Here is a 24,546-nt window from a genome sequence, read left to right on the forward strand (position 1 = left end):
AGAAACGGGAGAGAACAGATGACCATTACCCTGGATCAGGCCCAGTCCATCATCAGTGATTGCCTTGAATGGCGCAAGAAGAACGGGCTAAAGCCGCTTACCGTGGCGGTGTTGGACAGAGGTGGCTATCTTGTGGCGCTCGCGCGTGAGGACACAACCAGCAACCTGCGGCCGGAAATTGCGCAAGGCAAGGCCCGCGGGGCCGTATCGATGGGATTGGGGTCGCGGGCCTTGTTCGAGCGCGCAAAGGTTGAACCGTTTTTTATTCAGGCGATGAATGCCTTGTCGGAAGGATCGCTTGTGCCGGTCGCCGGGGGCGTTTTGATCAAACAGGATGGCATCATCCTTGGTGCAGTCGGCATCACCGGCGATAACTCGGACAATGACGAAGCGTGCGCAATTGCAGCGATCGAAAAAGCCGGTTTTGTTGCTGATGGCGGCTGAAGCCTGTCGTTGCAGAGTCACGCGGCCAAACCTTTCCGAAACGGGTTCGAAATGATCCGACACCGCCAACGGCTAGGACAGATCTATCGTCAAACCATCCTTCAGATAGGGCAGCCTTTTCTGGGCGGCAGCCACGCGCGACTTGTCTATATCGCCGTAAATGATGGTCGCAGATGCGCCGGCGCGTGCTACTTCGATACCATCCGGGGCGGCGATGACACTCGCGCCCAGAAATTCACTGCCGTTTTCCACACCCCCGCTGTTGGCATAGGCAAGGTAGACACCGTTTTCGTAGGCCCGCGTCGGGATCATTGTATGGGCCACCCATGACCAATCCGACCCAAGCGCTGTCGGCACCAGAACAAGATCGGCGCCAAGCTGGGCAACATGGCGCACCGTTTCCGGAAACTCGGCATCATAACAGATCAGCGTCGCGATTTTCAGCTTGTGGTATTCAAACAGATGACACCCGCGTCCGGGCGTGAAATACGCCTTTTCAAAACCGGGTGGCAGCACCAGTTTGCGTTGGTGGCACAACACGGTGCGATCCGCAGAAACGCACAGAGCCGCGTTGTATAGAGCATCTTCCGAACGTTCCGCAAAACCATAATGGATCGCAACACCCGCTTCGTGCGCCATGTCGGCAATGGCGGCAAAGGTCGGTCCATCCGCGACCTCGGCGCGGGTTCTGATCGCATCCCCGATGTTGTATCCGCAGGCAAACAGTTCCGGCAGCAGCAACAGGTCGGCGCCCGAATTCGCAATATCGGGCAGAATTGAACGCAACCAGTCCAACCTGTCTGTCGGAGAGTTCAGGTCAGCCGGGGCTTGGGCTACGGCCAGACGAAACACGGGCTGCACACTCAGCATTCTGTCACAAGCAACTGTCGGGGATAGTCGGTCAGGTATTCACAGCCGTCTTCTGTCACCACGATGCTGTCACCGATCCGTCCGGCCGTCACCCCGTCAATCGAAATCCCGCCATCCACCGCAAAGGTCATTCCGGGTTGCAGAACTGTGGTATCTCCGGCCTTGAGTTCGGGGGCCTCAAGATAGGCGATGCCGATAGACCGGCCAGTGCGGTACCCTGTCTGGTATCCGCGTTCGGCATAAACCGCGTTGGCCGCTGCCGCCACGTCCTGGGCCGCAACACCCGGTCGTATCGTGGCAATGGCGGCTTGCTGCGCATCTATTGCGGCCTGCTGTACTTGTGCCGCTTCGTCCGTCACGTCGACGATGTGGAACATCCGGTCAAATCCTAGCTTGTATTGCTTGAACTGCGCCATGTTGCAGAAACAGAAATAGACCGGATCATAGCGTTCATATGTTTTGACCGATGCGCGCCGATGGACCATAGACGCGTCCCTGCCGCTTTGCAGGATTTGCAGATTATGGATCATCGGAGAGACTAACCGTTCCCAGCCTTTCGCAGACAGGAAACCCGCCGCGCGCCGGGTGCCTGCTTCAATAACCGCCAGAGCACTTTCGTATTCGCGCGCCCCGATTGCGAGCGATCCGTGCGCCGCAGCCATCATCGCGGCGGCAACCTCTCCTGCCTGTTTCATCACAGAGATTTCCAGTGGTGATTTAATCATCCGCTGCGCGCCCAGAACCGGCCCGATATCCTTGAGCACAGCAGAAGGATAGCGTTCGTCGACATAGTTGCGCACGATTGCCGGAATGTCCGATCGCTCGATCCAGATTTCACGCGGGGTTTCGGGCAAGACCTCGGACAAGGCGCGACTCCAGCTTCGATGACCTGCGTCCTCCCAGGTGCGCACGTCATCGACCCAGGTCATTTCTGCAACCATTTCACTTTCCATAAGTGGCGTGATCACAGTGGGAAGGTCATCGGCGGGAACAACCAGCATGGTCGGGCGGCCGAATTCAATGCCCAGATAACCCCAGAACCCTGCAAGATAGGCTATGGAACTTTCAGAGGTGAAGACCGCATGGGAAATGCCCAGTTCTTGCATCCGGTCTTGCAACACCTTGGTTCGCGCAATCGCTTCGTCCAACATATCCGGTCATACCCTCGCTTCGCCCATTGCGATCTGACCGCCAGTCTAACCGGCTTCGCACCGGCTGATATAGAATTACCGACGATCCGTGTCGCATATTGCGAGCCGGCTCGCGCTTTCCGAAACCTGTGACAGTGGACAATCAATGCTCCGTCTTGCGGGAAAAGGCCAAGGTGTCGCGAACACTTGTAAGCGGCTGTGGGATTGATCGCTGTGGTGTAGCGCTGCGAAAACTGCACACCGTCCCATTCGCGCAGGGATGAAAGTAGCATTTCTTAACGTGCGTTAATGCCCGCATCTGCCGTATGCGAAAAGTTTCGTGCTTGAAGACACTGATGCGAAAAGGAGGGTTTCATGGATCGCCTGAGTATCATTTTGACCCTGTTGGCGGCGTTTGTCCTGATGGGCGGGTCGGTGATCACAGTGTTGGTCATCGGTCTTTATACTTGGCAGTCGGTCTTGGGCGCAGCGCTCGCGCGGCTACTGCTCGCGTGGCCTGCCGCCTACTTGATGTCACGCCCGATCAAGCGAAAGACACCGCACTGGAGGCTGCAAAGCAGCAAACCAGGTGCGCCAAATGCAAACCGAACTGATTATCAAGAAACCCAAGCCGCAAACCGGTGAAAGAGAACGCTGAATATCACGGATCGCACTACTGGCCGCGAATAGCGGCAAACGGATGGATTGGCGGCGCGGGTCTGTCCGACGGGCAAAGAGAAAAGGACCATTATGGAGCAGACAGGAACCGAAACCGAAACGGATGCAACATCTATACCGCCCGCCCACTCAAAGGATGATACCTCAGAGCAGCAAGGCGCCCCCAACGGAGAGGATCGTGCCGGGCTGGATGCGGAGCCGCCGGAATTCGAGCGTTCTGCTCCGTTCGAGACCCCGGACCGCTACAGCACGAAAAGCATAGACAGGGCAACCGACGCGCATCTGGCAAGGTTCACGCTGGGCGTGTCGCCCTATGGGCTGGCGTCAACATTCTTCACCTGGGGTGTCCACCTGATGGGCGCGCCAGGCAAGCAGGCGCAACTGATCGAAAAAGCGGTACGCAAAGCGGCCCGGTTGGCTGTCTATGCCGGAACTGCCGCGCGCAATCCCGGCTGTGATCCCTGTATCGAACCGCTGGCCCACGATAAACGCTTCAAGGATGAAAGCTGGCAGCGCTGGCCCTATAACCTGATCTACCAGAATTTCCTGCTGACCCAGCAGTGGTGGTACAACGCCGCCCGCGATATCGACGGGGTGTCGGACCGCGAGGAACAGGTTGTATCATTCGTCACGCGACAGATGCTTGATCTGATGTCCCCGTCAAACTTTATCGCAACAAACCCTGAAGTCGCGGCAGAGACTGTGCGCCAGGGCGGTGCCATTCTGCTGCATGGCTGGCAGAATTTTGTAGAGGATTGGGAACGCGCCGTTTCCGGCAAGCTGCCGGTCGGGACGGAAAACTATCTGCCGGGCAGGGATGTGGCGGTGACGCCCGGCAAGGTGGTATTTCGCAATCGCCTGCTGGAACTGATCCAATACGCACCCGCGACGAAAAAGGTAAAAGCCGAACCGCTCCTGATCATCCCGGCCTGGATCATGAAATATTATATTCTTGATCTCAGCCCCGAAAACTCCTTGGTGCGCTATCTTGTAGAGCAGGGATATACGGTTTTCATCGCCTCCTGGCGCAACCCCACGGCGGAAGACCGCGATATGGGGGTGGCCGATTACCTGAAGGCCGTCGATGATGCGATGGATGCAGTCAGGGCAATCGTGCCTGACCAGAAAATACACGCGCTGGGCTATTGTCTGGGCGGAACCCTGATGTCGGCAAAGGCCGCGCAGATGGCCCGTGACGGCGATGACCGGCTTGCGACGTTCACCTCACTCGCCACGCAGACGGATTTTGAAGAACCCGATGAACTGCAACTGTTCATCAGCGAAAGCGAGGTATCGTTTCTGGAAAACATGATGTGGGATCAGGGTTATCTGGATACCAAGCAGATGGCGGGGGCCTTCCAGCTGTTGCGCTCGGTCGATCTTATCTGGTCGCGCTACGTGCACGAATACCTGATGGGCCGTCGGCAGGAGATGTTCGATCTGATGGCGTGGAACGCCGATGCCACCCGTATGCCTTACAAGATGCACAGCGAATATCTGCGCCATATTTTCATGAACAACGAACTGGCCGAGGGGCAATACCAGATCGGGGGTAGTCCCGTTGCGATCAGCGATATCGACATACCGCTGTTTTGCGTTTCCACAACTTCGGATCATGTTGCGCCCTGGCGGTCTGTGTACAAACTGCACCTTCTGGCAGACACCGATATTACCTTTGTGCTGACAAGCGGCGGGCATAACGCGGGCATCATCAGTGAACCGGGGCATGCGGGGCGTACTTACCGTATTTCGACAACCGGCAGGGATGACCCGTATCAGGCGCCTGATGCATGGGAGGCGGCGGCAGAGGAACAGCAAGGATCCTGGTGGCCCGAACTTGTCGGATGGTTGGACAAACATTCCACCGGCGAGACAGAGCCGCCCCGTCTGGGTGCACGTTCGGGCCGTTTCAAGGCCAATGATGACGCACCGGGTTCCTATGTCTTTCAGAAGTGACGCGAAACGCCTTTTTAGGCGGCAACGCCGGGTGCGCGCTGTATTGGCTGATCCATCAACGAAGCCAAAATAAGGTTTTGAAGGAAGGTGAAATTCATGCCTCTTGAAGAAGACGAAGCCAAGGCCTTGCACGAGTTGGAACAGAAAGATGAGAAGGCCCACAGGCACCGGCCTGATCGGTTTTCGCGTCTGGAAGATATGGCCAGAACCCTTGAAAATGTGCCCGTTGCGGTTGTGTGGCCAGTCGATGCGCCCAGCCTTCAAGGCGCACTGGAAAGCTGGCGGGCAGACCTGATCGCGCCGGTACTTGTGGGCCCCGAAGATCGGATCAAAGCCGTCGCGGACAAGGAAGGCATGTCGCTTGGCGCGCTTGAAATTGTTTCGGCTTCGAGTCCGGAGGAGGCTGCGCAAAAGGCGGTGGAAATGGCAGTTTCCGGCAAAGTGCGCGGCCTGATGAAAGGCGCGTTGCACACCAAGGCGTTGATGCACGCCATTGTCACGGAAAAAGCCATGCGCACAGACCGCAGGATGAGCCATGTGTTCGCTATGGATGTGCCGGATTTTGACCGGTTGCTGTTTATTTCGGACGCTGCATTGAACGTACGCCCCGATCTGAAATGTCTGCGCGATATCGTGTGCAACGCCATCACCCTGACCCACGCGCTTGGGATCAATCGGCCAAAGGTGGCGCTTTTGTCTGCGACGGAAAACATCGATGAAGAAATCGAGTCCACGATACTGGCCGCAGCGATCTGCAAGATGGCGGATCGCGGAACGATCACGGGGGCAGACATTGACGGGCCGTTGGCGATGGATCTGGCCGTGTCGCCGCGCGCCGTAGCCATCAAGGGCATCAGATCAAAGGTTGCCGGACATGCTGATGTGCTGATTGTGCCGGACCTGGTGTCGGGTAATATTCTGGCCAAGAATCTGGATTACCTGGCCGAGGCCGAAGCGGCAGGGATCGTGATGGGGGCTGCTGTGCCGATTGCACTGACAAGCCGGGCCGATACCACAGCCGAACGGCGCGCATCGGCGGCGTTGCTTTGCATTGTCGCCGCCGCCAATCAAACAGGCCCATCGCAAGCGGCCGGATCAAACCACCAGTGAAGCTTAATCAATCGTCCGGGCCTGCCGCCTCGTAGCCGGCAATCACATCCATCAGTTCGCGGGTGATGCTTTCTTGCCGCTTTTGACGGAACGCGCCCGTAAGGTCTTCGCGCCGCTCTTCGATGTTTCGTTCGGCGTTTTGCATGGTGGCAAGACGCGTGGCGTGTTCACTGACCAGCGCTTCTGCCAGGGCGCGGTACAGCACCAGAAAAAGCCGTTCACGGATCAACCAGGACAGCAACGCATCCCGCTCCATACTGAACACAGGAAGTCCGCGCACGGGCCAAGTGGTTTTCGCCGCGTTTTCAAGGCCTTCCTCTGGTATCGGAAGAAGCTGGCGCATCAACGGCTGCGCAGTGTTGGCCCCTCGCCGCCGGTTGTGGGCAACCCTCACACGTGACACGCCATGCTGTGTGATCCATCGGTCAATCGTGATGATCACGGACTGAACGACGCTGTTGAAACCGTCGATTGAACCCGGCACCGTGAACAGGGTGTCTGCCGCATACCCCGCCGCATCAAGCCGCGCCGCCGCCCGCACACCCAGAACGCCCAGCATCGGTTCTGTGCCGGATAAATGGTTTGCGGCAAAGCGGCTGACGACTTCGTTGTAGCGCCCGCAAAGCCCTCGGTCCGAACCGATCACGATCAGGGCCTCGCGGTCTGTATCTCTGGTGCGATTGCGGTGCGGCGCAATACTCAGGGCGCGCGTTTCCTCAAGAACAGCCGCAAACCCCAGATCTATCGTGCGCTCATAATCGGCCAAAGCGTCTTCTGCGCGCTCGTACTGCCGGATGCTGACCGCTGAAAGCGACTTCATCGTCCGCACGATCGACTGGATGTCTTTCGTGGTGTTCAGCGCGTCAGACAGGCTTTCAAGCGTTTCCATCTGCGGTCTCGTTCTTCTTGGGGTCCAACGCCTTGCGCATGGTTTCGATCAACGCGTCACGGTCGTCCTGGCTGAAATCCTCGCCATCTTCCATCTTTTCGCACAGATCCGGATGGGCCTTTCGGATTGCATCCTGCACGGTCTTTTCCGCGTCCGGAATGTCATCCACGGGGATTGCGTCAAACAAGCCTTCCGTTGCGGCCAGCAGCACGGCGATCTGTTCGGGCACCGCCAGATGCTGATGTTCGCGTTGCTTCAGCACTTCGCGCACCTGCTTGCCGCGGGTCAGCTTGTCCTGCGTTTCATCGTCCAACTGGGTGCCAAAGCGCGCGAAACTTTCCAGTTCCTCGAACTGCGCATACATCAGCCGCAGGTTCCCCGCGACAGCGCGGAAGGCGGGCAATTGCACCTTGCCACCCACCCGGCTGACCGATGTCCCGATGTCGATGGCCGGCAGTTGCCCTTTTTCGAACAGGTCAGGCGAAAGATAAACCTGACCATCGGTGATCGAGATAAGGTTGGTCGGAATATAGGCCGATATGTTCTGGGCCTGCGTTTCCACCACTGGAAGGGCTGTCAGCGAACCGCCTCCATGTTCATCGCGCAGGTGCGTCGCGCGTTCAAGCAACCGGGAATGAATGTAAAAGATGTCACCGGGATAAGCCTCGCGGCCCGGCGGGCGGCGCAACAGCAGCGACAATTCGCGATAGGCGCGCGCATGGCGTGTCAGATCATCATAGACGATCAGAACATCGCGCCCCTGCGCCATGAAGTATTCGGCCATTGTTGTCGCGGCATAGGGCGCCACAAATTGCAGGCCCGGCGCATCATCCCCGCCCGCGACAACGACGATTGTACGGTCCATCGCATCGCCCTTGCGCAGATCCGCGATCACGCGGGCCACGGCCGAGGCGCGCTGACCGATGGCGCAGTAAATCGACACGACGCCCGTGTCGTGCTGATTGAGGATCGCATCGACAGCAACAGCCGTCTTTCCGGTTTGCCGGTCGCCCAGGATCAGTTCGCGTTGTCCGCGTCCGATGGGAATGGCCGCATCGATGGCCTTGATCCCGGTCTGAAGCGGCACGACGACAGGAGCACGATGCATGATCGGCGGGGCAGGGCGTTCGACCGGCAGGCGGTCTTTGGTATCAATCGGCCCTTTTGCGTCAATCGGCTGGCCCAATCCATCCACGACACGCCCCAACAGTTCTGCGCCTACAGGTACGTCCACAACGCGGCCTGTCCGGCGCAGCGCGTTGCCGGGGCGCAGCCTGTCGGTATCGCCCAGCACGATGACGCCGATGCGGTCTTGGCGCAGGTTTGATGCAATGCCCACAATGCCATGGGGAAAGGACACCAGTTCATTAGCGTAGAGGTCGGTAAACCCGGCAATCTGGGCGACGCCGTTCCCCACAGACAGGACATGCGCGATTTCGGCCATTTCCAAACGGGTTTCAACTTGCTCGCGTGCCCGCTCCAGCGGATCGAACAGCGTTTCGGATAAGGTATCCAGCAATCCCATGGTTATTTGCCCGATTTGTCTGTTGCATGGCGCTGCGCGGGACCGGCGCTGTCTATTACCTCATCCAGTACGCCCTCAAGCCGTTTGAGGTAGCGGGCGGCCGACCATTCCAATGTCTGTTCGCCGATGATCAGCCGGACACCCATCACAAGATCTTCGTTTCGTTCGTAATGGACGTCGATATCGGTGTTCAGCGCCTTGTGTAAGGCGCGGGAGATCTGTCTGCGCGCACCCGGTTTCAGCGCAACGCTGCTTTCGATGCGGGCTGCATCGTCCGAACGCGCCGCCGCATCGGCAAGTTTTTCGCGTTTTTCCTCTTCCATGTCTTCCAGACGCGCCACGAACCCGCTGGCAATCTCTGTCGTCAGATCGGATCGGGCGTATTCCTGCACCATGTGCCCGGTGATGGCGATCACCTGTTGGCCGGCGCGGCGGCGCAGCGTCTTGGCAAAGCTTTCGCGCTCTTCCTCAAGATGGCTGCGCCAGGTTTCGCGGCGGCCTTCCATGTCCTCTCGCAGGTCGGCTTCCAGACGTTTGCGAAGCGCCTGAGCCTCTTGTCTGGCATCTTCCAGTATCTGGTCTTTTTCGCTGTCCAGTTCCGCCTGCCTGGCGCGCAGCGTTTCGGCCTCCTCCTCTGCCGCCTGTCTGGCATCCTTGGCCTCGGCCAGCCGGTCTTCGATTTCCTTTTCCCGCCGCGTCATGGCCTGTGTGATGGGCTTGTAAAGAAACCGCTGCAACAGCCACACCAGAACAAGAAAGTTGGCGATCTGCGCAGCTACGGTGATCCAGTCGATCTGCACGGTCTTATCCCCCGGCGGCCTGTTGCACCATGTCCGTGAACGGGTTGGCAAAAATCAGGATCATCGAAACGACAAAGCAATAGATGGCAGTCGATTCAATCATCGCCAGACTGACGAAAAGTGTCCGGGTGATCGTGTCGGACGCATCGGGCTGTTGCGCCAGTGCCTGAAGCGCTTGTGCCGCTGCCCGCCCTTCGGCGAACGCGGGACCAATGGACCCGATGGCGATGGTCAGACCTGCGGTCACGATCGAAACGGCGGCGATCAGCGTTGAGGGATCCATGTTCAGTCTCCTTTTCCAGTCTGGGAGGTGTCGTTTTGAGTGTCGTCATCTGCTGAAACCGCGCGGCCCGACCTGCTGGCAGAGGCGATGTAGACCATCGCCAGAATGGCAAAGATGTAGGCTTGAATCAGACCGGTCAGCAGCCCGAGAAGCTGCATGACCACAGGGAAAAAGAACGGCGCGACACTGATCAGGATGCCCACGATCACTGTCCCGCTCATCACATTCCCGTAAAGCCGCACCGCCAGGGCTATCGTGCGGGAAACCTCGCTGACGAGATTGAACGGTAGCATGAACGGGCTGGGCTGTACGTAGGTCTTGAGATACGCCCGCAATCCGCGCCGCGAGATTGTGAACAGCGGCACCGCAATCAGAACGCAAATGGCAAGTGCGGCGGTGGTTGAAAGTGAACCAGTGGGCGGCTGGTATCCGGGCACGATGCTAAGAATGTTGGCGGTGGCGATGAACAGAAAAAGCGTACCTACAAAGGGCAGGTAGCGCCCCGGATTTTCAGCGCCGATTTCGTCAATCTGGTCGCGGATCGAGCTCACGATGACTTCTAGCATGAGCTGCCAGCGCGATACGGTTTCTTTGACGCTGAGGCGCGCGGTAATCGCCCGCGACCCGACAACCAAAAGCGCCATGACAACCCAGGTGAATGCAACGGTCGCGTTCAGTTTCCATCCGTTCCATTCGTACAATATCCAGCTGTCGGGGCTTATTTCCATGGGATTGCTCCGGCAATTGGATTGGCCGCGCGCGCCAGAACAAACCGAACGGCCGTGAAGCCTGCAAGCGCGGCAAGGATGCCCATCAAAGGAACGTCGAAGCTTAAGGCCATCGCAATTGCACCGATGACAAGCGCCGCGCGGACAATGCCAAGTGCGACGAAGATCAGCGCGCTTTGCCGATGCGTAAGCGCGTGTACCGCAAGCCGCAGAAGGCCAAGATATATGCCCCCAATCACAGCCCCGGCCAGAACAGATGCCAGTATGGTGCCAATATCACCTGTCATTTCGTCCCTCCCGTTGTACCCAGTACCAGGCATTCAGACTGCCGAGCGCCGCACCGGCCAGAAGCAGTGCCAGTGTCCAGGAGGTTTCGCCCGGCCAGCGCCTGTCGATCCAGAGGCCGAGGGCGATGCCGGCGATCACCGGTACGGCCACGGACCAGCCGACAAGGCCGAACATACCAAATCCGTACCACGCACTTTGCTTGCGGTGCTTGCGGGCCTTTGCCATGCGCCTTGCCTTGTACGAGATGATTTCAGTCTCGTTGGGTTCTTCCTTTGTCATCGGTCCACCTTTTCCAGATCGCGAAACCGGCGGATCATGGTCGCTTCCAGCCGCGTAAGCGCCGAGCGGGCTTCGCGCTCGTCTTCCTCTTGCTGGCGGAATTCGGTTTCAACGCGCTCTCGCAGACGGGCCAGATCGGTTCCTTCGATGGCACCGCGGACCGCAACGTTCACGTCTTCACCGCATTTCACCAATGTGCCGGAATTGATTGCGACGAAACGGTCGATGCCACCTTCTTCGGGTTCAAAGACCAGAACGCCGGGGACCAGTTGCGTCACAAAGCCGATATGATGGGGCCGTATTCCGAAGAACCCGTCAGGCGCCTCGGCCACCAGACGAGTGACCTTGCGATCCACGCAAACCTCTTTTGGCGTGATCACCCTAAGCCGCATCTTCGCTCTCCGGCGTATCAAGGTCGTCAACCGAACCGATCATGTAGAAATCGCCTTCGTCCCGGTTTTCGAACTCACCGGCCAGAATGCGTTCACAGCTATCAAGTGTCTGCTGAAGCGAGACGAACCTGCCGGCATTGCCGGTCATCGCTTCGGCCGAAAAGAAAGGCTGGCTTAGAAAACGTTCGATCTGGCGCGCCTGACGGACGGTGGCGCGGTCTTTCTGCGAAAGCTCTTCCAGACCCAGCATCGCTATGATGTCTTTGAGGTCTTCATATTCGGCCAGCGTGTTGCGCACGCCGCGGGCCACACGGTAGTGCTGTTCGCTGACAGTGCCGGGGGTCAGCATCTTTGAAAAGGATTGCAGCGGGTCAATGGCCGGATAAAGCCCTTCTGATGCCTTTTTGCGCGACAGCACGATCGAGGCAGACAGATGCGAGAAGGTGTGCGTTGCCGCAGGATCGGTGAAATCATCGGCCGGTACATAAACCGCCTGAATCGAGGTCATGGCGCCGCGGTCGGTCGAGCAGATACGCTCTTCCAGATCGGCAAGTTCGGTGCCAAGCGTCGGCTGATAACCCACACGGCTGGGAATACGGCCCAACAATCCCGAAACCTCTGATCCGGCCTGCACAAAGCGGAAAATGTTGTCGATCAGAACCAGCACATTGCGCCGCAAATCATCGCGAAAATATTCCGCCATCGTCAATGCGGCGTGCCCCACGCGGAACCGGACACCGGGGCTTTCGTTCATTTGGCCGAACACCATCACGGTGTTTTCCAGAACACCTGCCTCGCCCATCTCGCGGTATAGCTCTTCGGCTTCACGGCATCGTTCGCCGATCCCGCAAAACAGGCTTACTCCGTCATATTCCGCCACCATGTTGTGGATCATTTCGGTGATCAGAACCGTCTTGCCGACACCGGCACCGCCGAAAAGCCCGGCCTTGCCGCCACGTTCCAAGGGGCTGAGCAGATCAATGGCCTTGATCCCGGTTTCAAAGATAGCACCTTCGACGCGGCGTTCCGACAGCGGGACCGGATCGTGCAGGATCGGCCGGCGATGCACATCTCTTAAAGGGTCCTTGCCGTCTATCGTGTCGCCGAACACATTGAACATCCGGCCCAGAACCGCATCGCCAACCGGCACGTCAATGGGGCGTCCGGTATCGCGTACAGCAAGGCCCAGACGCAGGTCTGGCGACGGGTTCAGAACCAGACCCCGCGCGATTTCGGCTGTCGGCAGGCTGGCGACCTCGATCGAGATTTCCGGATCGGTCAGCGTGACAAGACGTGTGGCGATCGACGGCAACCCGGCTTCAAAGCGCACGTCTGCAATACCGCCTTCGATTGCAACGATATGGCCAATATTGGGTTCGGACGATGCCATGCTGATCCTTGATCCGGGTTATTGCGGATCAGAATAGTGGCGCCAGTCATAAGGGCATTGATCGAAGTTAACTGCCGCCCAAAGTGACCTGCCGAGTGAAGGATTAACGCAGATTAATGCGGCAGCAGGGCCAGAGGCAAACACTTGGCCGGACGCAAAGGCCAGTTGTCCGGCCGCCGAAAGGAAACAAGATGAGCGATACTGTCACTGAAGAGGCAGACCAAGACCCGGATCTGCAATCCTGGTTTCCCACCGCCTATACCATATTGTTCTTGTTGATCATTTTCGTGGCCGCCCTGACATGGATTATACCTGCTGGCCAGTATAACCGGGAAATGAACGAAGAGGTTGGCCGCGAGGTTGCAGTGCCCGGCACATACCAGACAGTCGAGGCCAATCCACAAGGCCCGATTGATGTGTTGCTGGCCCCGATTGGCGGTTTTTATGATCCCGACAGTTACGCCGCCAATGCCATCGACGTGGCCCTTTTCGTGTTGCTTCTGGGCGGGTTTCTGGGGGTCGTGAACGCCACGGGGTCTATCAACACCGGCATCCGTTCGGCGATGCGCGCGATGGAGGGGCGCGAGATCTGGATGGTGCCCATCCTGATGACGCTTTTTGCGGCAGGCGGCACGACCTATGGCATGGCCGAAGAAACGCTGGCCTTTTATGCCATCCTGCTGCCGGTGGTGCTGCGGGCCGGGTTTGACGCGGTGACGGGCGTTGCCATTATTCTGATCGGTGCCGGTATCGGCGTTCTGGGCTCGACCATAAACCCGTTTGCCACGATCATTGCATCGGATGCAGCGTCGATCCCCTTTACCGACGGCATCATATTGCGGTTCGTAATACTTATAGGCGGGCTGGCGATCTGCGTAGCCTATGTGATGCGCTATGCCAGTCGCGTAAAAGAAGATCGCGACCGGTCCGTTGTGTCCCATCAATGGCAGGCGCACGAGCAGCATTTCCTGAAAGACAGCGGTGAAGAAAATACCGACGATACGCTGAGCGGTACTCAGAAAATCATCCTTTTGGTCTTTACCGCAACATTTGTGGCGATGATCTGGGGCGTTTCCTCGCAGGGCTGGTGGATGGCACGAATGGGCGCGTTGTTTCTGGGGGCGGCCATCGGGATTGGGCTGATCGGCCGGTTGGGTGAAAAACGTCTGACAGGCGCATTTGTCGATGGCGCGCGCGATCTTCTGGGGGTGGCGCTGGTTATCGGGCTTGCCCGCGGCATTGTCGTGGTCATGGAACAGGGCCTGATCGCGGATACGATCCTAAATGCATCGGCCCAGACGCTGGGCGATCTGCCAGGCATCGCCTTCATCTCGACAATGTTCGGGATCGAGGTCGGCATGAGTTTCTTTGTGCCATCCTCGTCTGGCCTGGCCGTGCTGTAGATGCCGATCCTTGCGCCGCTGGCTGATTTTGCCGGCGTCGGGCGCGATCTGGTGGTCACTGCGTATCAGTCCGCCAACGGCCTTGTGAACCTGATCAACCCGACCTTTGCGGTTGTGATCGGCGGGCTAAGCATCGGGCGTGTGGGCTATGACCGTTGGATCGTTTTTATCTGGCCACTGTTGGTCATACTGACAGTTTTCATCATGGGCACGCTCGCCATCGGGGCATGGTTCGGCACAACGGGCGTGGCCTGAGGGACGATGTCCCCGGCATCCATATCGAATCTGGCACGTTGCACCAGATCAACGCCGTAGAACCTGCCTTAAGGACTGCGCGCCCCATATTTTTGTACATCCAGCCAAGGAGCATTTTTTGAATGACCAATCTGAACGAACCCGTTGTTCGCCATTCCCCGTCCACCGGCAAGGGCAGCCCCGATGTCTGGGGCATCTACGAACCCGACACCGGATCGATCCAGTATATCTGTGCGTGTCCAACGACAAAGGCCGCAGCACTGATTGATGTGGTCTGGAACTTTGATCCGGTTTCCTTTGCGACCGACACAGGCAGTATGGATCAGGTCGTTGCCCTGGCCGAGGAAAACGGGCTGAACATCAGCTGTATTCTTGATACCCATCCCCATGCCGACCACCTGATGGCCTCAAATCATCTGAAGAAACGCCTGAATGTTCCCAATGCGATCGGCGCCAAGGTGCGCGAAATCGCCGATCTGTGGCGCAAGATCTACAACATGCCCGATGCGTTCGATCCGCAGGGTGATTTCGACCGTCTGTTTGAGGATGGCGAGACGTTCGCGGTGGGTGAGCTTGACCTGCGCGTGATGCTGTCGCCGGGTCACACGCTTGGTTCGGTAACCTATATCTGCGGCGACGCGGCTTTTGTGCACGACACTCTTATGATGCCCGACTCTGGCACCAGTCGCTGCGATTTTCCCGGCGGATCGGCAGACGAGCTTTGGACCACGATCCAGACGATCCTGAATTTGCCTGAAAAAACGCGCCTGTTCGTGGGTCATGACTACGGTGCCGAAGGCCGGGATGAACCTGCATGGGAAGCAAGTGTGGCCGACCACAAGGCGCACAACAAGCATGTGAAAGACGGCACCAGTAAATCGGAGTATATCAAGGCCCGAGAAACGCGTGATGCCAAGCTGGCGCTGCCGGAAAGAATGCTGGCGGCCCTGCAGATCAACCTTCGGGCTGGTCAGTTGCCAGACGCGGAAAGCGACGGGCATTCGTATCTGAAGATACCTGTCGACAAATTCTGATGGACTTGAGTTTAGGACTGTATTGGAGCCGGCCGGGACCGCAAGTGCGGAAAATATCGTTAGTGACGGGTCTGGGTCAATTGAAGGATCATGCGCCCGCCTTGACCTCGACGCTCCGGCTGGGTTGCCGAGCTTCTAGGGCGCCTATGTGCGCTCGATCACCGGCACAGCTGATTTCACCTACGTTGCCGCCGTCTCAACTCTCGTCGAAAGGGTCGCTCATTGCATCAACTCTTGTTGATTTTGCACTCAACAGGTGTACCGGATTGACAATATCTAGTGCTGGTCAAGCACCGCTTCGATCTGCTTGACCGGCATATTCGTGAGGTCCTTGTCGATTTCCGCAACCAGTTTGTTCTGCAATTTGTCGCCATACGCATTGCGAAGCCCGCCAAGCGTTTTCGGGTCTGCGACTACAACCAGTTTCCGGAACCGGTCCTGCGCGGCCCAAGACACAAGCTTTGTCCCCAACTCTGCGCACAGGCGCTGCTTTTCAACCTCGTGCCAATCTGTTTCTTGCAGGGCGCTCAGCCCATGGCCATCATCGGGCATCCGTCCCGGTCTGTCAGATGCAAGCTCGCGTGCAGCCGGATTATCAATGTCTTCCTTGGCGATGACGCGCAGATCCAGGAATTGCGTGTCGCCGTTATTTCGCAGTACCAAGTATTTTGCGCCATCGGCGACAATGATCCAGGCGTCGTGTTCAAGTTTCATTCTTCGTGTCCTTTCAGGTGTTTTTTTTAAGTCGTCTTGTCTGCGGGCGCATCAACCGGAGTGTCGTGGCAGCGGGTGCCTTCAAGCGCCTCCTGCTCAACCTGGCATTCGGCCAGAGCGGCGCGTATGGCTCGGCGCAGAACTTCTTCGTGTGTCGGATGGTAAAAGGGCATGCGCAAAAGATCCTGAAGCTGCGCCCGGTTGCATATGGCAAAGGCCAGAAGGTGGCCAAGATGTTCTGCCGCGGGCGCGATCATGGCGGCCCCGCGCAGGCGGGCTGTTGCCTTTTCTGCGTAAATGCGCACCACGCCGCCGCTGTCACGCGCCAAACGCGCCCGTCCAGCAGAAGAAAAACTGGCCGAGCCCATGGCGATACTGTCACCTTCTTCTTGCAGGGTTTCGAACGTTTCGCCCGCCGAGGAAATCTGCGGATCACTGAACACGATCCGCAACGGTACGCGGCGGCTGAAAGTGGCGTCTTTCATGCGTGCGGCGTAAAAACCCGCGACCCGCCCCTCGTCTGCGGCTTCGTGCAGCAGCGCGGGGCCGCCCGAGACATCGCCGGCGAAATACACCGATGTGCCCGGCACGTTAAGCTGTCCGGGCGGTAAATCAGGGTGCCCGGCATCCGAAAGCATCACGCCAGCGCAATCAAGTTTCAGGGTGTCCGTGTTGGGTTTGCGCCCGATCGCCACCAGAACGCGATCAACCGAGATTTCTCCGTCTTCCCATGACACGGTGACCGAACCGTCAGAGGCCAGACTGAGGTCGGCGTTGGCCTGCACGATCTGCATTTCACGGCCAATCGATTCCTCAAGATGTTCCTGCAGGAGAGGATCGCTGATCCCGCCCTGCATCGGGGACGGATCAAAGCCGGTGACGTGCACCCCAAGCCGGGCCAGCGCCTGACCGAGTTCCAGCCCGACCGGGCCAAGGCCGATCACAGCGATACGGGCAGGAAGGTCAGGCATGTCGAAAAAGGTTTCGGTTGTCAGCAGCCGGTCGCCAAGTGCATCGCGCCATTTTTCCGGAACGACGGGGCGCGTTCCGGTGGCGATCACCGTCGCACGTGGCCGAAATACCGCATCGCCCGCCCGAAGCGTGCCGTCTGCCGTGAACGCGGCGGTTTCTTTCACCAGATGCGTGGCTTGCCAGCTTTCCATCCCGTCGACAACGCCGCCTGCCAGATCGTCACGCAACTCTCGGGTTTGGGCCAGAACGGCGGACCCGATCGCCTGCACGTCTTTCGCGCCGTCAAGGCCAAGCGCCCCAAAGGCTTCACGACGATGATAATCGTGTGCGGATTGCAGAAACGCCTTGGATGGCATGCAGCCCGTGCGCGCGCAGGTTGTGCCCAAGGGACCGGGATCGAAAACGCGGTAACTGTCCGTCACTTTCGCCACTTCCGAACGGGCCGACAGCCCGGCCGTGCCGGCCCCGATGATCGCAACGTATATGTCTTTTGTCGTCATTGTGCGGGTCTTGCCTTCGGATCGTGTTTCATCGGGCTGATCTTGCGCACGGTGCTGGCTTGCGGTCCGATTTCGCTTTCTTCTGTCTGCACCACCAGTTCAACGGTATCGCGCGGCTGAAGGTTCCGAAAACTTCCATCGACCACGCTGTTCTTGTGGAAGTAGACAAGCCGTTGGTCGGTTGCGATGATCTGGCCATAGCCAGCGTCGTGGTGCACTTCGACCACCCGACCCTGAAGCGGTCCGTCATGTACCTTGACGTCGCCGCTTGCCTTGTCCTTCCACCGTTTGATTTTCCGCGTCATTGCGGCAAACGCATCGCGCAAGGCGACGGGCATATGTTCATGTGCAGGCGCATCGTTCTGATTGTAGCGTACGACAAGTTCGTCACCGGGAACGCGCACTTCGATCGTCACCTCATACAAACCGCCTTTTTGCTGGCTGTTGTGCGGTGCGCGAATGAACACATGGCAACTTGTTATTCCGTTATAGAAGGTTTCGAGATGCCGGACCTTTTCAGCGACAAGAGCCTTGATGTCGTCAGAAGGCTCGATGTTGTGAAAGGCCAGTTCAAGCGGTGTTTCCATGATATTTCCTTTCGTATTCAACGGCTTTTGCGGAGCCGCAGAAGCGGGCCCAGATCAAGCCAGACAAGCGCTATGCCAAGCGGGAACATCCAGAAGCCGACAATGGGCAGAAATCCGACGACCCCAAGTGCCACGCAGATCACCCCCAGAATCGTACGCAGCCCCGGCGGGATGCGGCGGCGTGCGCAGCTTTGAAAATAGCGCAGTCGCGCGCGGTTGCGCCGGCCAAGGATATCCCGCGACTGGATCACTGGAGCAGACCGCGCGCCTCCGGCAGCACCTTGCGCGTTTCTTTTTCACATTGAACTTTCATGAGTTCCTTCCGCGTTTTGGGCGTTCTTTTTCAATATGCACCAAGACTGCCGCTACAGGATTGATCGCTGTTAAAGCGATGCGCGTATGGATGGCTGGGTGATGACGACCTTGTTCTCGCTATCTGGATTTCAGATCGTCGATCAGCGTCTGCATCTCTTCGATTTCGCGGCGCTGGGTTGCGATAATTTCATCTGCCAGCGCGCGCACCCGCGGATCGGTGATCTTTGCCCGTTCAGATGTAAGAATGGCGATAGAATGGTGCGGGATCATGGCCCGCATCCACGAAACGTCATCGACAGTGTTCTGGCTGCGCAACAGATAAAGCGAGGCGCTGAAAACGCCGACACCCAGTATGAGTATGGCAATGTTTGCGGCGCGGTTGCGATACATCGCCAGCATATAGCCCAACATGATCAGCGCCATCACGGCGCCCATGTAAAGCGCCATCCAGCCGCGTGTCTGGCTCCAATAGATATGATCAAAGCTGTAGGTATTCAGATACATGAGAATATACATCGCGACGACGGATGTCGCGATCATGGCGACGAATCTGATGTAGCTCATGGTGATTGGCCTCCTTTGCTGAATTTTCGTCGTGGGTTTCTCAGCCGTGGGATGGTGGGTCCACGGCTGAAAACGCGTATCCACCTAGGCAACCGGTCAGCCTGCGGTCTGGTCTTCAAGCAAGAAGCTGATTTTTGCATTCACGCGGTAACGCGTGATCACGTCGCCATCGACCTGGGCGTTCATTTCCTTGATGTACACAGATTTGATATTGCGCACGCTTTGCGCAGCTTGCGCGACCGCAGCGCGTGCGGCGGCGTCAAACCCTTCATCGGATTCGGCAAGAACTTCGATAACCTTGAGCATTGACATCGGGTCTCTCCTTTCGTGTTTCAGGGATGCAATTTAAGCATCCGCAGGTTGCCAGCGTGATCTACAATCATCTGGGCCGCATTGACGGGTGTTAATCGAACCTGAGACTATGAAGTTTGCCGCGCAGGATGGTCGCGCCGAACGCGCCATGCCATTAAAGGTAACAAAAATTCAGCGCTCGCGGCCTACCCGATCCGAAGGCTCGCCCAGCCAGACCCATACCTGTCCAAAAAGCAGCGGCACAAAGCTTGCCGCAGCCGCCAGGGCAAGTCCGGTGATCCCAGGGGTCGGCAAACCCAGAAGGCCGGCCAGCGGCGGAAACCAAAGCGCGAGGCCGATCAACCCCAGACACAGCACGATTGCACCCCAGACGTATCCGTTGCGCGTGACCTCGTTTCGAAAAAGGTTTGAATCGGTATCGCGCACATTGAACACGTTCCAAAGCTGCGCCAGTGCAAGTGTCAGAAAGGCCACTGTCACCGCCGGGCCGGTTTCAACACCCAGCCAGAACAGCGCGACAGCGAAAGCGCCAAGCGTTGCGATGGTGATTGACGCGCCAAGAACGCCGATCAGAACCCAACGTGGTCGATCTATGATGGCCTCTGCCGGGTTGCGCGGGGGTTTTGTCATCACGTTTTCATCACCCTTGCCCAGCCCCAGCGCAAAGGCGGGAAAGATGTCGGTAACAAGATTGAGAAACAGGATTTGCAGGGGCAAAAGCGGCGCGGGCAACCCCGCACCCACGGCCAGCCCCACGACCAGAACCTCGCTGACATTGCATGACATCAGGTACACAACAAATTTGCGAATGTTGTCAAAGATCACCCGGCCCTGCCGCATGGCCGCAATGATGGTTGCAAAGGCATCGTCTTGCAGAACCATATGCGCAGCTTCCTGCGCAACCTGTGTGCCGCGCTGGCCCATCGCGATGCCTATATCGGCCTTTTTCAAAGCCGGGGCATCGTTCACACCGTCACCTGTCATGGCAACGACGTGTCCTGCCTTCTGAAACACCGACACAAGGGTTAGTTTCGTTTCGGGTGAGACGCGGGCAAACACATCTGCCTCCAGAATGCGGGTGCGATCACTGTCGCTGAGTGTTTCCGCATCCAGACCGGACAGTTCGCCACTTTCGATCACGGTCATGTCGCTGTCGCCAAGGCTGGCCTCGTGCGCGATGGTCTTGGCTGTGTCCGCGTGATCACCGGTCAGCATGATCACCCGCACACCGGCCGCGCGGCAGGCCTCTATCGCGGCGGGAACGTCCTCGCGCACGGGATCAAGAAAACCCACCAGTCCAACCAGAGTCAGGTTTTCGTAAGGCTTTCCGTCCGCCGCCGCATCTTCTTTCATCGCAAGAGCCAGAAGGCGCAGACCGTCCTGTGCCGCTGTGGCATTGCGCTTTGTCCATTCCCCGCGCTTCTCTTCGGTTATGTCCTGCGGGCCGCCATTCCACATCACGCGGGTACAGGCTTTGATCACTGCCTCGGGCGCGCCTTTGACGGCAAACAGAAACCCGCTTTTGGCCTGGTGCACCGTCGCCATCATCTTGGTGTCCGGATCAAAGGCGTGTTCCCTGACCTCGGGCATATCGTCAAGAAGTGTCTGTCGGGACGTACCCAGGTCATTGGCGGCCGCCAACAGCGCGATTTCCATTGGATCGCCAGAGCGACCATCCTCTGTGCCGTCTCCAAGTTCGGCATTATTGCACAACGCCCCGATCCGTAATGCCCAGCCCATCGGGCTTTCAGCTTCGGGCTGTTGGGTTGCATCTTCGACATCCACATCGTCTTTGGCCAGAAGGTACCGGACAACCGTCATGCGATTTTCGGTCAAAGTGCCGGTCTTGTCGGTCAGGATCACCGTTGTTGCCCCCAGCGTTTCGACCGAAGACAACCGGGTGATCAGTGCATTGCGCCGGCTCATCCGCCACATGCCGCGCGCAAGGCTTAGCGTTGCCACAACCGGCAGTCCCTCGGGCACGGCGGCCACCGCGAGCGCGACACCGGTTTGCACCATAACGGTGACTTCGTGCCCGCGCAGGACACCAGCCCCGATGGTCAGCGCAGCAAGGGCCAGTGTCAGCCAGACCAGACGATGGCCAAGTTTGTCGAGACGCCGTTCCAGCGGCGCAACCTCGCCCTCAGCGCTTTGTGCCAGATCACTGATCCGGCCAAGTTCGGTCTCCATGCCGGTTGCGGTTACAATTCCTTCACCGGAGCCTTGTGTGATTGCCGTGCCCTTGTATGCCATGCCAAAGCGATCACCCAAGGCGGTGTCCTTGTCCGCAGGGTCCGTGTTTTTCGCCACCGGGGCGGATTCGCCCGTAAGCACGGATTCATCCGCTTGCAGGTTCGATGCCTCGCTCAGTCGCAGATCAGCGGTGACGACGTCACCCGCCTCAACAATCACCACATCCCCGGGCACCAGTCCGTGCGCGTCAATCATGCGCACCTTGCCATCGCGCCGCACGCGTGTGCGCACCTCGGCAATGCGCATCAGTGCTTCCATGGAGCGGGCGGCCTTGAGTTCGGTGAAAAAACCGATGGCCGAATTGAGGATCAGCACAAAGGCGATGGCGACGCCTTCGGCGATATCCCCCAGAACAAAGGACATCGCAGCCGCCGCTGTCAGAAGCCAGACAATGATACTGCTGAACTGATGCAACAGGATTGTCAGCGCGCTTTTCCGCTTCTGGCGACGCAGGCGGTTCGGTCCGTGCGCCGCAAGCCGCTTCTTTGCCTCGTTGTCGCTTAATCCTGTCTTTGGATCAGAGCCCAGAGACCCGGCAAGAGCCTGAACAGACATGCAGTAAGCGGCATCGCTGGAACCCTTGCGCACCATAATTCTCCATTTGCCAAGGTGCGCCCAGCGGCACCGTGTGACGCGATAGTGCCCTTGCGCGCGCGCTCGTGTCTTAACGCAGATTAAACAATTGCGCCGGATTACACACCGGGCCTAACGGGTTTCGGGGTCGCCCTTGGCATCAGCCAGCCGTTCCTCTGCCTGCAGGCTGAGCCGCTGGAACACACCCAGCCCCACCACGATGATGACCGACATGGCCAGCAAGAAGATCGGATAAAGCAGAAGTTCAGGTTTGGAATTGCCCAGTTCAAACACCAGAACGATACCTTCGATGGCCACCACCAACGCAATGATCACCATGAATTTTGTAACCGCTTCGCGCGCTTCTGACGGGTTGCGCAATTCGCGGCTGTGCAGCACTTCTTCTTCCATCACGTATTTCGCCACGTCCAGAATTGCGACGGAAATTACAAGGGAACTGACCGCTTCAAGCAACGCACTTTCGGCGTTGTTGTGGTGTCGGAAGGCATCGTAGACCCGAAGAAAAGAGACAGTGATCAACCCCACGGAAATAGACACCATCGCAAGCGCGGCGGCGGCATAGACCACGGCAGCCAGCCGGATAAATCCGGTTTCGGCCCGAGCCATCAGCACCGAGTTTTCAATTTCATATTCCGGTTTGGGCTCTGGCCGTGGCGATCCCTTGTCTGTTGTCATGTCGGCTCCTGATCCAAGGGCGCGCTTTTCAGCCATTGGCAAGCATCGGCTTCCTGATCCGCGGCAAAGAATTGCATGTCGGCCTTTGTAAAAAGAGCCGATAAGGTCTTTCCCCGGTTCTAAACGCTTTTTTACCAATAACGGCGATACGCCCGAAATGGTTCCGGTGTTTCAGAAAAACCTCTGGCTCACGCCACAAGAAACTGATGTTCCAGCCTGAAAGTCTTCCGTACGGATCAGGGCAGGGTCAAAGACCACGAATGCGAATTCAACCGCCGCTGGCCGCATCGCTGGTGTTTTTCGCGATATAGGTCGGCTCTCCCATACGGTCGAGCAGGCCAAGCTGGCGATCAAGCCAATCCATGTGGCCTTCTTCGTCGATCACAATGGCTTCAAACAGCATCCTTGTGCCAATGTCCCTGTCATCGTCCGCTGCCTTGGCGGCAGATGTATAGAATTCGATGGCGCCTTTTTCTTCTTCAAGGTCAGCACTGAACATCTGTTCAAGCGAGTCCGAACGTTTCGGAGTCCTGGTCGCTTCCAGAACCGGATCGCCACCCAGAAACAGGATGCGTTCGATAAAGCGGCCGGCATGGCCAAGCTCTTCGGTCATCTCGGTGCGCATCTGGTTTGCCAACACGTCAAGACCCCAGTCGTCAAGCACATGAGCGTGCAGCAGATACTGTTGGATTGCCGTCAGTTCCATGCCCAGTGCTTTTTGCAGATTATCAATGCTGTTCTTCGTGTTTTTCATAATTTTTCTCATTCGTTCGTGTTGCTGTTTGCATCGTCGACGGCGGCGCTCCATGCCGTGTTCAGTTCGTCCCATGCGCGGCCAAGCCCGCTGATCAATTCGTCCCATGCCGCATCGGTGCCTTGGGTCATGGCACCGTACATCTCGCCCAGCCTGTTGCGGCGGGCGCGCAACTCTTGCAGCGCGGCGGATGTTCTGTCTTGCGCGGCCTCGGACATGTCGGCCCAGTTTTCGCGGGCGCGGTTTTCAAGCACTTCAATTTCGGCGTCGATGCGATCAAGCGAATTGCCGATAGCGTCCAACGCTTCATCCCGTTGCTGCGACGAATAGCTTGCGATTGCTCCGTACACATCAGACAGTTCGGCCTGCACATCGCCGATCGTGATCGGTTCGTTTGACTGGGCCCATGCCGAACCATGCGTCACCATCCCGATGGCCAGCACGGCGGCGGCAATGGTCTGTTTTCCAATAGTCATTTCAGTGCCTCCCTGATCAACTGAACCGATCCGAAGCGCTGCGAACAGCCTTGCCAAGATCATCCCAGGCAGCTTCGACACCGGCTTTGAAGTCTTCCCACGCCTTGCCCTGCGCCTCGCCAAGTTCGTCCAGCTTTTTCTCGGCTTCCTTTTGCTTTTCGCGAAGGTCGTCGACTTGCTTTTGATAGGTCAGCTTTGTGTCTGCGCTGGCCTCTTTTGCCTTGGCCTGAAGCTTGTCGATTTCGGCGCGCCACTGGTCAAGCCGCGCCTGAAGCTTGTCTGCATATGCGTCTTTGTCATCCATTTGGTCGTCTCCTTGCTCCTTTGGGTTTCATTAATTTCCGGGATGGAGCGTCAACACACTGGCGTCGCGTGT

General features: G+C 58.0%; 27 protein-coding genes and 1 pseudogene. 6 read left to right on the top strand and 22 right to left on the bottom strand.

What is annotated here, in order from left to right:
* Positions 1-18: 18 nt before the first annotated feature.
* On the top strand, positions 19-444 hold the full coding sequence (locus C1J05_RS02740; RefSeq protein WP_114868921.1) for a GlcG/HbpS family heme-binding protein: 426 nt from the start codon (positions 19-21) through the stop codon (positions 442-444).
* 72 nt (positions 445-516) lie between these two features.
* Here the strand turns inward: C1J05_RS02740 and C1J05_RS02745 are convergent, their stop codons facing one another.
* On the bottom strand, positions 517-1,305 hold the full coding sequence (locus tag C1J05_RS02745) for a carbon-nitrogen hydrolase family protein (protein WP_254684685.1): 789 nt from the start codon (positions 1,303-1,305) through the stop codon (positions 517-519).
* A 2-nt stretch (positions 1,306-1,307) separates the two neighbouring features.
* Complete coding sequence (locus C1J05_RS02750; RefSeq protein WP_114868923.1) at positions 1,308-2,465, bottom strand: M24 family metallopeptidase; 1,158 nt, start codon at positions 2,463-2,465, stop codon at positions 1,308-1,310.
* A 354-nt stretch (positions 2,466-2,819) separates the two neighbouring features.
* Here C1J05_RS02750 and C1J05_RS02755 point away from each other — a divergent pair, with 354 nt between their 5' ends.
* From C1J05_RS02755 to C1J05_RS02765, 3 genes are all read left to right on the top strand, one after another.
* Entirely contained in the window at positions 2,820-3,089 is a 270-nt protein-coding gene (locus C1J05_RS02755) for a hypothetical protein (RefSeq protein ID WP_114868924.1), read from the top strand.
* Positions 3,090-3,194: 105 nt separating this feature from the next.
* A complete protein-coding gene (locus tag C1J05_RS02760) occupies positions 3,195-5,078 on the top strand; it encodes a PHA/PHB synthase family protein (protein ID WP_114868925.1) in 1,884 nt (627 codons plus the stop codon).
* Positions 5,079-5,174: 96 nt separating this feature from the next.
* Positions 5,175-6,188 (top strand): bifunctional enoyl-CoA hydratase/phosphate acetyltransferase, encoded by a 1,014-nt coding sequence (locus C1J05_RS02765; protein WP_114868926.1) that lies wholly within the window; start codon positions 5,175-5,177, stop codon positions 6,186-6,188.
* Positions 6,189-6,195: 7 nt separating this feature from the next.
* On the opposite strand, the gene C1J05_RS02770 is transcribed toward C1J05_RS02765, so the two are convergent.
* The 9 genes from C1J05_RS02770 to atpD are packed head-to-tail and all read right to left on the bottom strand — an operon-like array spanning position 6,196 to position 12,762.
* The gene (locus C1J05_RS02770; protein ID WP_114868927.1) at positions 6,196-7,077 is read right to left on the bottom strand and encodes a F0F1 ATP synthase subunit gamma; all 882 of its coding nucleotides are present in this window, start codon (positions 7,075-7,077) and stop codon (positions 6,196-6,198) included.
* Positions 7,064-8,602, bottom strand: a complete 1,539-nt coding sequence (locus C1J05_RS02775; RefSeq protein ID WP_114868928.1) for an alternate F1F0 ATPase, F1 subunit alpha — start codon at positions 8,600-8,602, stop codon at positions 7,064-7,066. Before C1J05_RS02775 ends, C1J05_RS02770 begins: the two co-directional genes overlap by 14 nt.
* Positions 8,603-8,604: 2 nt before the next feature.
* On the bottom strand, positions 8,605-9,402 hold the full coding sequence (locus C1J05_RS02780) for a F0F1 ATP synthase subunit delta (protein WP_162797889.1): 798 nt from the start codon (positions 9,400-9,402) through the stop codon (positions 8,605-8,607).
* Positions 9,403-9,406: 4 nt separating this feature from the next.
* Positions 9,407-9,685 (bottom strand): F0F1 ATP synthase subunit C, encoded by a 279-nt coding sequence (locus C1J05_RS02785; RefSeq protein ID WP_114868930.1) that lies wholly within the window; start codon positions 9,683-9,685, stop codon positions 9,407-9,409.
* Between the two features lie 2 nt (positions 9,686-9,687).
* Positions 9,688-10,413, bottom strand: a complete 726-nt coding sequence (locus C1J05_RS02790) for a F0F1 ATP synthase subunit A (RefSeq protein WP_114868931.1) — start codon at positions 10,411-10,413, stop codon at positions 9,688-9,690.
* Complete coding sequence (locus C1J05_RS02795) at positions 10,404-10,700, bottom strand: N-ATPase subunit AtpR (RefSeq protein ID WP_162797890.1); 297 nt, start codon at positions 10,698-10,700, stop codon at positions 10,404-10,406. The genes C1J05_RS02790 and C1J05_RS02795 overlap by 10 nt, the downstream gene beginning before the upstream one ends.
* Entirely contained in the window at positions 10,690-10,980 is a 291-nt protein-coding gene (locus tag C1J05_RS02800; RefSeq protein ID WP_114868933.1) for an AtpZ/AtpI family protein, read from the bottom strand. The genes C1J05_RS02795 and C1J05_RS02800 overlap by 11 nt, the downstream gene beginning before the upstream one ends.
* A complete protein-coding gene (locus tag C1J05_RS02805; RefSeq protein ID WP_114868934.1) occupies positions 10,977-11,372 on the bottom strand; it encodes a F0F1 ATP synthase subunit epsilon in 396 nt (131 codons plus the stop codon). The genes C1J05_RS02800 and C1J05_RS02805 overlap by 4 nt, the downstream gene beginning before the upstream one ends.
* On the bottom strand, positions 11,362-12,762 hold the full coding sequence (gene atpD / locus C1J05_RS02810) for a F0F1 ATP synthase subunit beta (RefSeq protein ID WP_114868935.1): 1,401 nt from the start codon (positions 12,760-12,762) through the stop codon (positions 11,362-11,364). The genes C1J05_RS02805 and atpD overlap by 11 nt, the downstream gene beginning before the upstream one ends.
* Positions 12,763-12,953: 191 nt before the next feature.
* Between atpD and C1J05_RS02815 the strand changes: the two are divergent.
* Together C1J05_RS02815 and C1J05_RS02820 are read left to right on the top strand one after the other, a co-directional pair.
* A pseudogene (locus C1J05_RS02815) lies at positions 12,954-14,420 on the top strand (YfcC family protein).
* A 122-nt stretch (positions 14,421-14,542) separates the two neighbouring features.
* Positions 14,543-15,454: an MBL fold metallo-hydrolase gene (locus C1J05_RS02820; protein ID WP_114868936.1), complete on the top strand. Its 912-nt coding sequence runs from the start codon at positions 14,543-14,545 to the stop codon at positions 15,452-15,454.
* Positions 15,455-15,730: 276 nt separating this feature from the next.
* Here C1J05_RS02820 and C1J05_RS02825 read toward each other — a convergent pair whose 3' ends face one another.
* From C1J05_RS02825 to C1J05_RS02875, 11 genes are all read right to left on the bottom strand, one after another.
* Positions 15,731-16,168 (bottom strand): baeRF12 domain-containing protein, encoded by a 438-nt coding sequence (locus C1J05_RS02825; protein WP_114868937.1) that lies wholly within the window; start codon positions 16,166-16,168, stop codon positions 15,731-15,733.
* 26 nt (positions 16,169-16,194) lie between these two features.
* On the bottom strand, positions 16,195-17,640 hold the full coding sequence (locus C1J05_RS02830; protein WP_114868938.1) for a dihydrolipoyl dehydrogenase: 1,446 nt from the start codon (positions 17,638-17,640) through the stop codon (positions 16,195-16,197).
* Entirely contained in the window at positions 17,637-18,227 is a 591-nt protein-coding gene (locus tag C1J05_RS02835) for an HPF/RaiA family ribosome-associated protein (protein ID WP_162797891.1), read from the bottom strand. Before C1J05_RS02835 ends, C1J05_RS02830 begins: the two co-directional genes overlap by 4 nt.
* Before the next feature lie 17 nt (positions 18,228-18,244).
* Positions 18,245-18,478, bottom strand: coding sequence for a hypothetical protein (locus C1J05_RS02840; protein WP_254684686.1), 234 nt, complete (start codon positions 18,476-18,478; stop codon positions 18,245-18,247).
* A gap of 181 nt (positions 18,479-18,659) precedes the next feature.
* Positions 18,660-19,106: a DUF305 domain-containing protein gene (locus C1J05_RS02845; RefSeq protein WP_114868940.1), complete on the bottom strand. Its 447-nt coding sequence runs from the start codon at positions 19,104-19,106 to the stop codon at positions 18,660-18,662.
* Between the two features lie 96 nt (positions 19,107-19,202).
* Positions 19,203-19,418, bottom strand: coding sequence for a dodecin family protein (locus tag C1J05_RS02850; protein WP_114868941.1), 216 nt, complete (start codon positions 19,416-19,418; stop codon positions 19,203-19,205).
* A gap of 171 nt (positions 19,419-19,589) precedes the next feature.
* Positions 19,590-22,262: a cation-translocating P-type ATPase gene (locus C1J05_RS02855; RefSeq protein WP_114868942.1), complete on the bottom strand. Its 2,673-nt coding sequence runs from the start codon at positions 22,260-22,262 to the stop codon at positions 19,590-19,592.
* A gap of 114 nt (positions 22,263-22,376) precedes the next feature.
* Positions 22,377-22,940: a hypothetical protein gene (locus tag C1J05_RS02860; RefSeq protein WP_162797892.1), complete on the bottom strand. Its 564-nt coding sequence runs from the start codon at positions 22,938-22,940 to the stop codon at positions 22,377-22,379.
* A 268-nt stretch (positions 22,941-23,208) separates the two neighbouring features.
* Positions 23,209-23,694 carry a bacterioferritin gene (locus C1J05_RS02865; RefSeq protein WP_114868944.1) on the bottom strand — a complete coding sequence of 162 codons (486 nt, stop codon included), beginning with the start codon at positions 23,692-23,694 and terminating at the stop codon, positions 23,209-23,211.
* A gap of 8 nt (positions 23,695-23,702) precedes the next feature.
* On the bottom strand, positions 23,703-24,170 hold the full coding sequence (locus C1J05_RS02870) for a hypothetical protein (RefSeq protein ID WP_114868945.1): 468 nt from the start codon (positions 24,168-24,170) through the stop codon (positions 23,703-23,705).
* A gap of 16 nt (positions 24,171-24,186) precedes the next feature.
* Positions 24,187-24,474: a coiled coil domain-containing protein gene (locus tag C1J05_RS02875; protein ID WP_114868946.1), complete on the bottom strand. Its 288-nt coding sequence runs from the start codon at positions 24,472-24,474 to the stop codon at positions 24,187-24,189.
* Positions 24,475-24,546: the final 72 nt, after the last annotated feature.

The sequence above is a fragment of the Sulfitobacter sp. JL08 genome (assembly GCF_003352045.1).
GTDB lineage: Bacteria > Pseudomonadota > Alphaproteobacteria > Rhodobacterales > Rhodobacteraceae > JL08.

Coding starts and splice junctions, on each gene's coding strand:
- C1J05_RS02805 (WP_114868934.1), bottom strand. CDS start 11,372: ATGCGGCTTAGGGTGATCACGCCAAAAGAGGTTTGCGTGGATCGCAAG.
- C1J05_RS02775 (WP_114868928.1), bottom strand. CDS start 8,602: ATGGGATTGCTGGATACCTTATCCGAAACGCTGTTCGATCCGCTGGAG.
- C1J05_RS02855 (WP_114868942.1), bottom strand. CDS start 22,262: ATGGTGCGCAAGGGTTCCAGCGATGCCGCTTACTGCATGTCTGTTCAG.
- C1J05_RS02785 (WP_114868930.1), bottom strand. CDS start 9,685: ATGGATCCCTCAACGCTGATCGCCGCCGTTTCGATCGTGACCGCAGGT.
- C1J05_RS02835 (WP_162797891.1), bottom strand. CDS start 18,227: ATGGAAACACCGCTTGAACTGGCCTTTCACAACATCGAGCCTTCTGAC.
- C1J05_RS02870 (WP_114868945.1), bottom strand. CDS start 24,170: ATGACTATTGGAAAACAGACCATTGCCGCCGCCGTGCTGGCCATCGGG.
- C1J05_RS02845 (WP_114868940.1), bottom strand. CDS start 19,106: ATGAGCTACATCAGATTCGTCGCCATGATCGCGACATCCGTCGTCGCG.
- C1J05_RS02790 (WP_114868931.1), bottom strand. CDS start 10,413: ATGGAAATAAGCCCCGACAGCTGGATATTGTACGAATGGAACGGATGG.
- C1J05_RS02750 (WP_114868923.1), bottom strand. CDS start 2,465: ATGTTGGACGAAGCGATTGCGCGAACCAAGGTGTTGCAAGACCGGATG.
- C1J05_RS02765 (WP_114868926.1), top strand. CDS start 5,175: ATGCCTCTTGAAGAAGACGAAGCCAAGGCCTTGCACGAGTTGGAACAG.
- C1J05_RS02770 (WP_114868927.1), bottom strand. CDS start 7,077: ATGGAAACGCTTGAAAGCCTGTCTGACGCGCTGAACACCACGAAAGAC.
- C1J05_RS02825 (WP_114868937.1), bottom strand. CDS start 16,168: ATGAAACTTGAACACGACGCCTGGATCATTGTCGCCGATGGCGCAAAA.
- C1J05_RS02800 (WP_114868933.1), bottom strand. CDS start 10,980: ATGACAAAGGAAGAACCCAACGAGACTGAAATCATCTCGTACAAGGCA.
- C1J05_RS02740 (WP_114868921.1), top strand. CDS start 19: ATGACCATTACCCTGGATCAGGCCCAGTCCATCATCAGTGATTGCCTT.
- C1J05_RS02760 (WP_114868925.1), top strand. CDS start 3,195: ATGGAGCAGACAGGAACCGAAACCGAAACGGATGCAACATCTATACCG.
- C1J05_RS02795 (WP_162797890.1), bottom strand. CDS start 10,700: ATGACAGGTGATATTGGCACCATACTGGCATCTGTTCTGGCCGGGGCT.
- atpD (WP_114868935.1), bottom strand. CDS start 12,762: ATGGCATCGTCCGAACCCAATATTGGCCATATCGTTGCAATCGAAGGC.
- C1J05_RS02820 (WP_114868936.1), top strand. CDS start 14,543: ATGACCAATCTGAACGAACCCGTTGTTCGCCATTCCCCGTCCACCGGC.
- C1J05_RS02860 (WP_162797892.1), bottom strand. CDS start 22,940: ATGACAACAGACAAGGGATCGCCACGGCCAGAGCCCAAACCGGAATAT.
- C1J05_RS02865 (WP_114868944.1), bottom strand. CDS start 23,694: ATGAAAAACACGAAGAACAGCATTGATAATCTGCAAAAAGCACTGGGC.
- C1J05_RS02755 (WP_114868924.1), top strand. CDS start 2,820: ATGGATCGCCTGAGTATCATTTTGACCCTGTTGGCGGCGTTTGTCCTG.
- C1J05_RS02850 (WP_114868941.1), bottom strand. CDS start 19,418: ATGTCAATGCTCAAGGTTATCGAAGTTCTTGCCGAATCCGATGAAGGG.
- C1J05_RS02875 (WP_114868946.1), bottom strand. CDS start 24,474: ATGGATGACAAAGACGCATATGCAGACAAGCTTCAGGCGCGGCTTGAC.
- C1J05_RS02830 (WP_114868938.1), bottom strand. CDS start 17,640: ATGACGACAAAAGACATATACGTTGCGATCATCGGGGCCGGCACGGCC.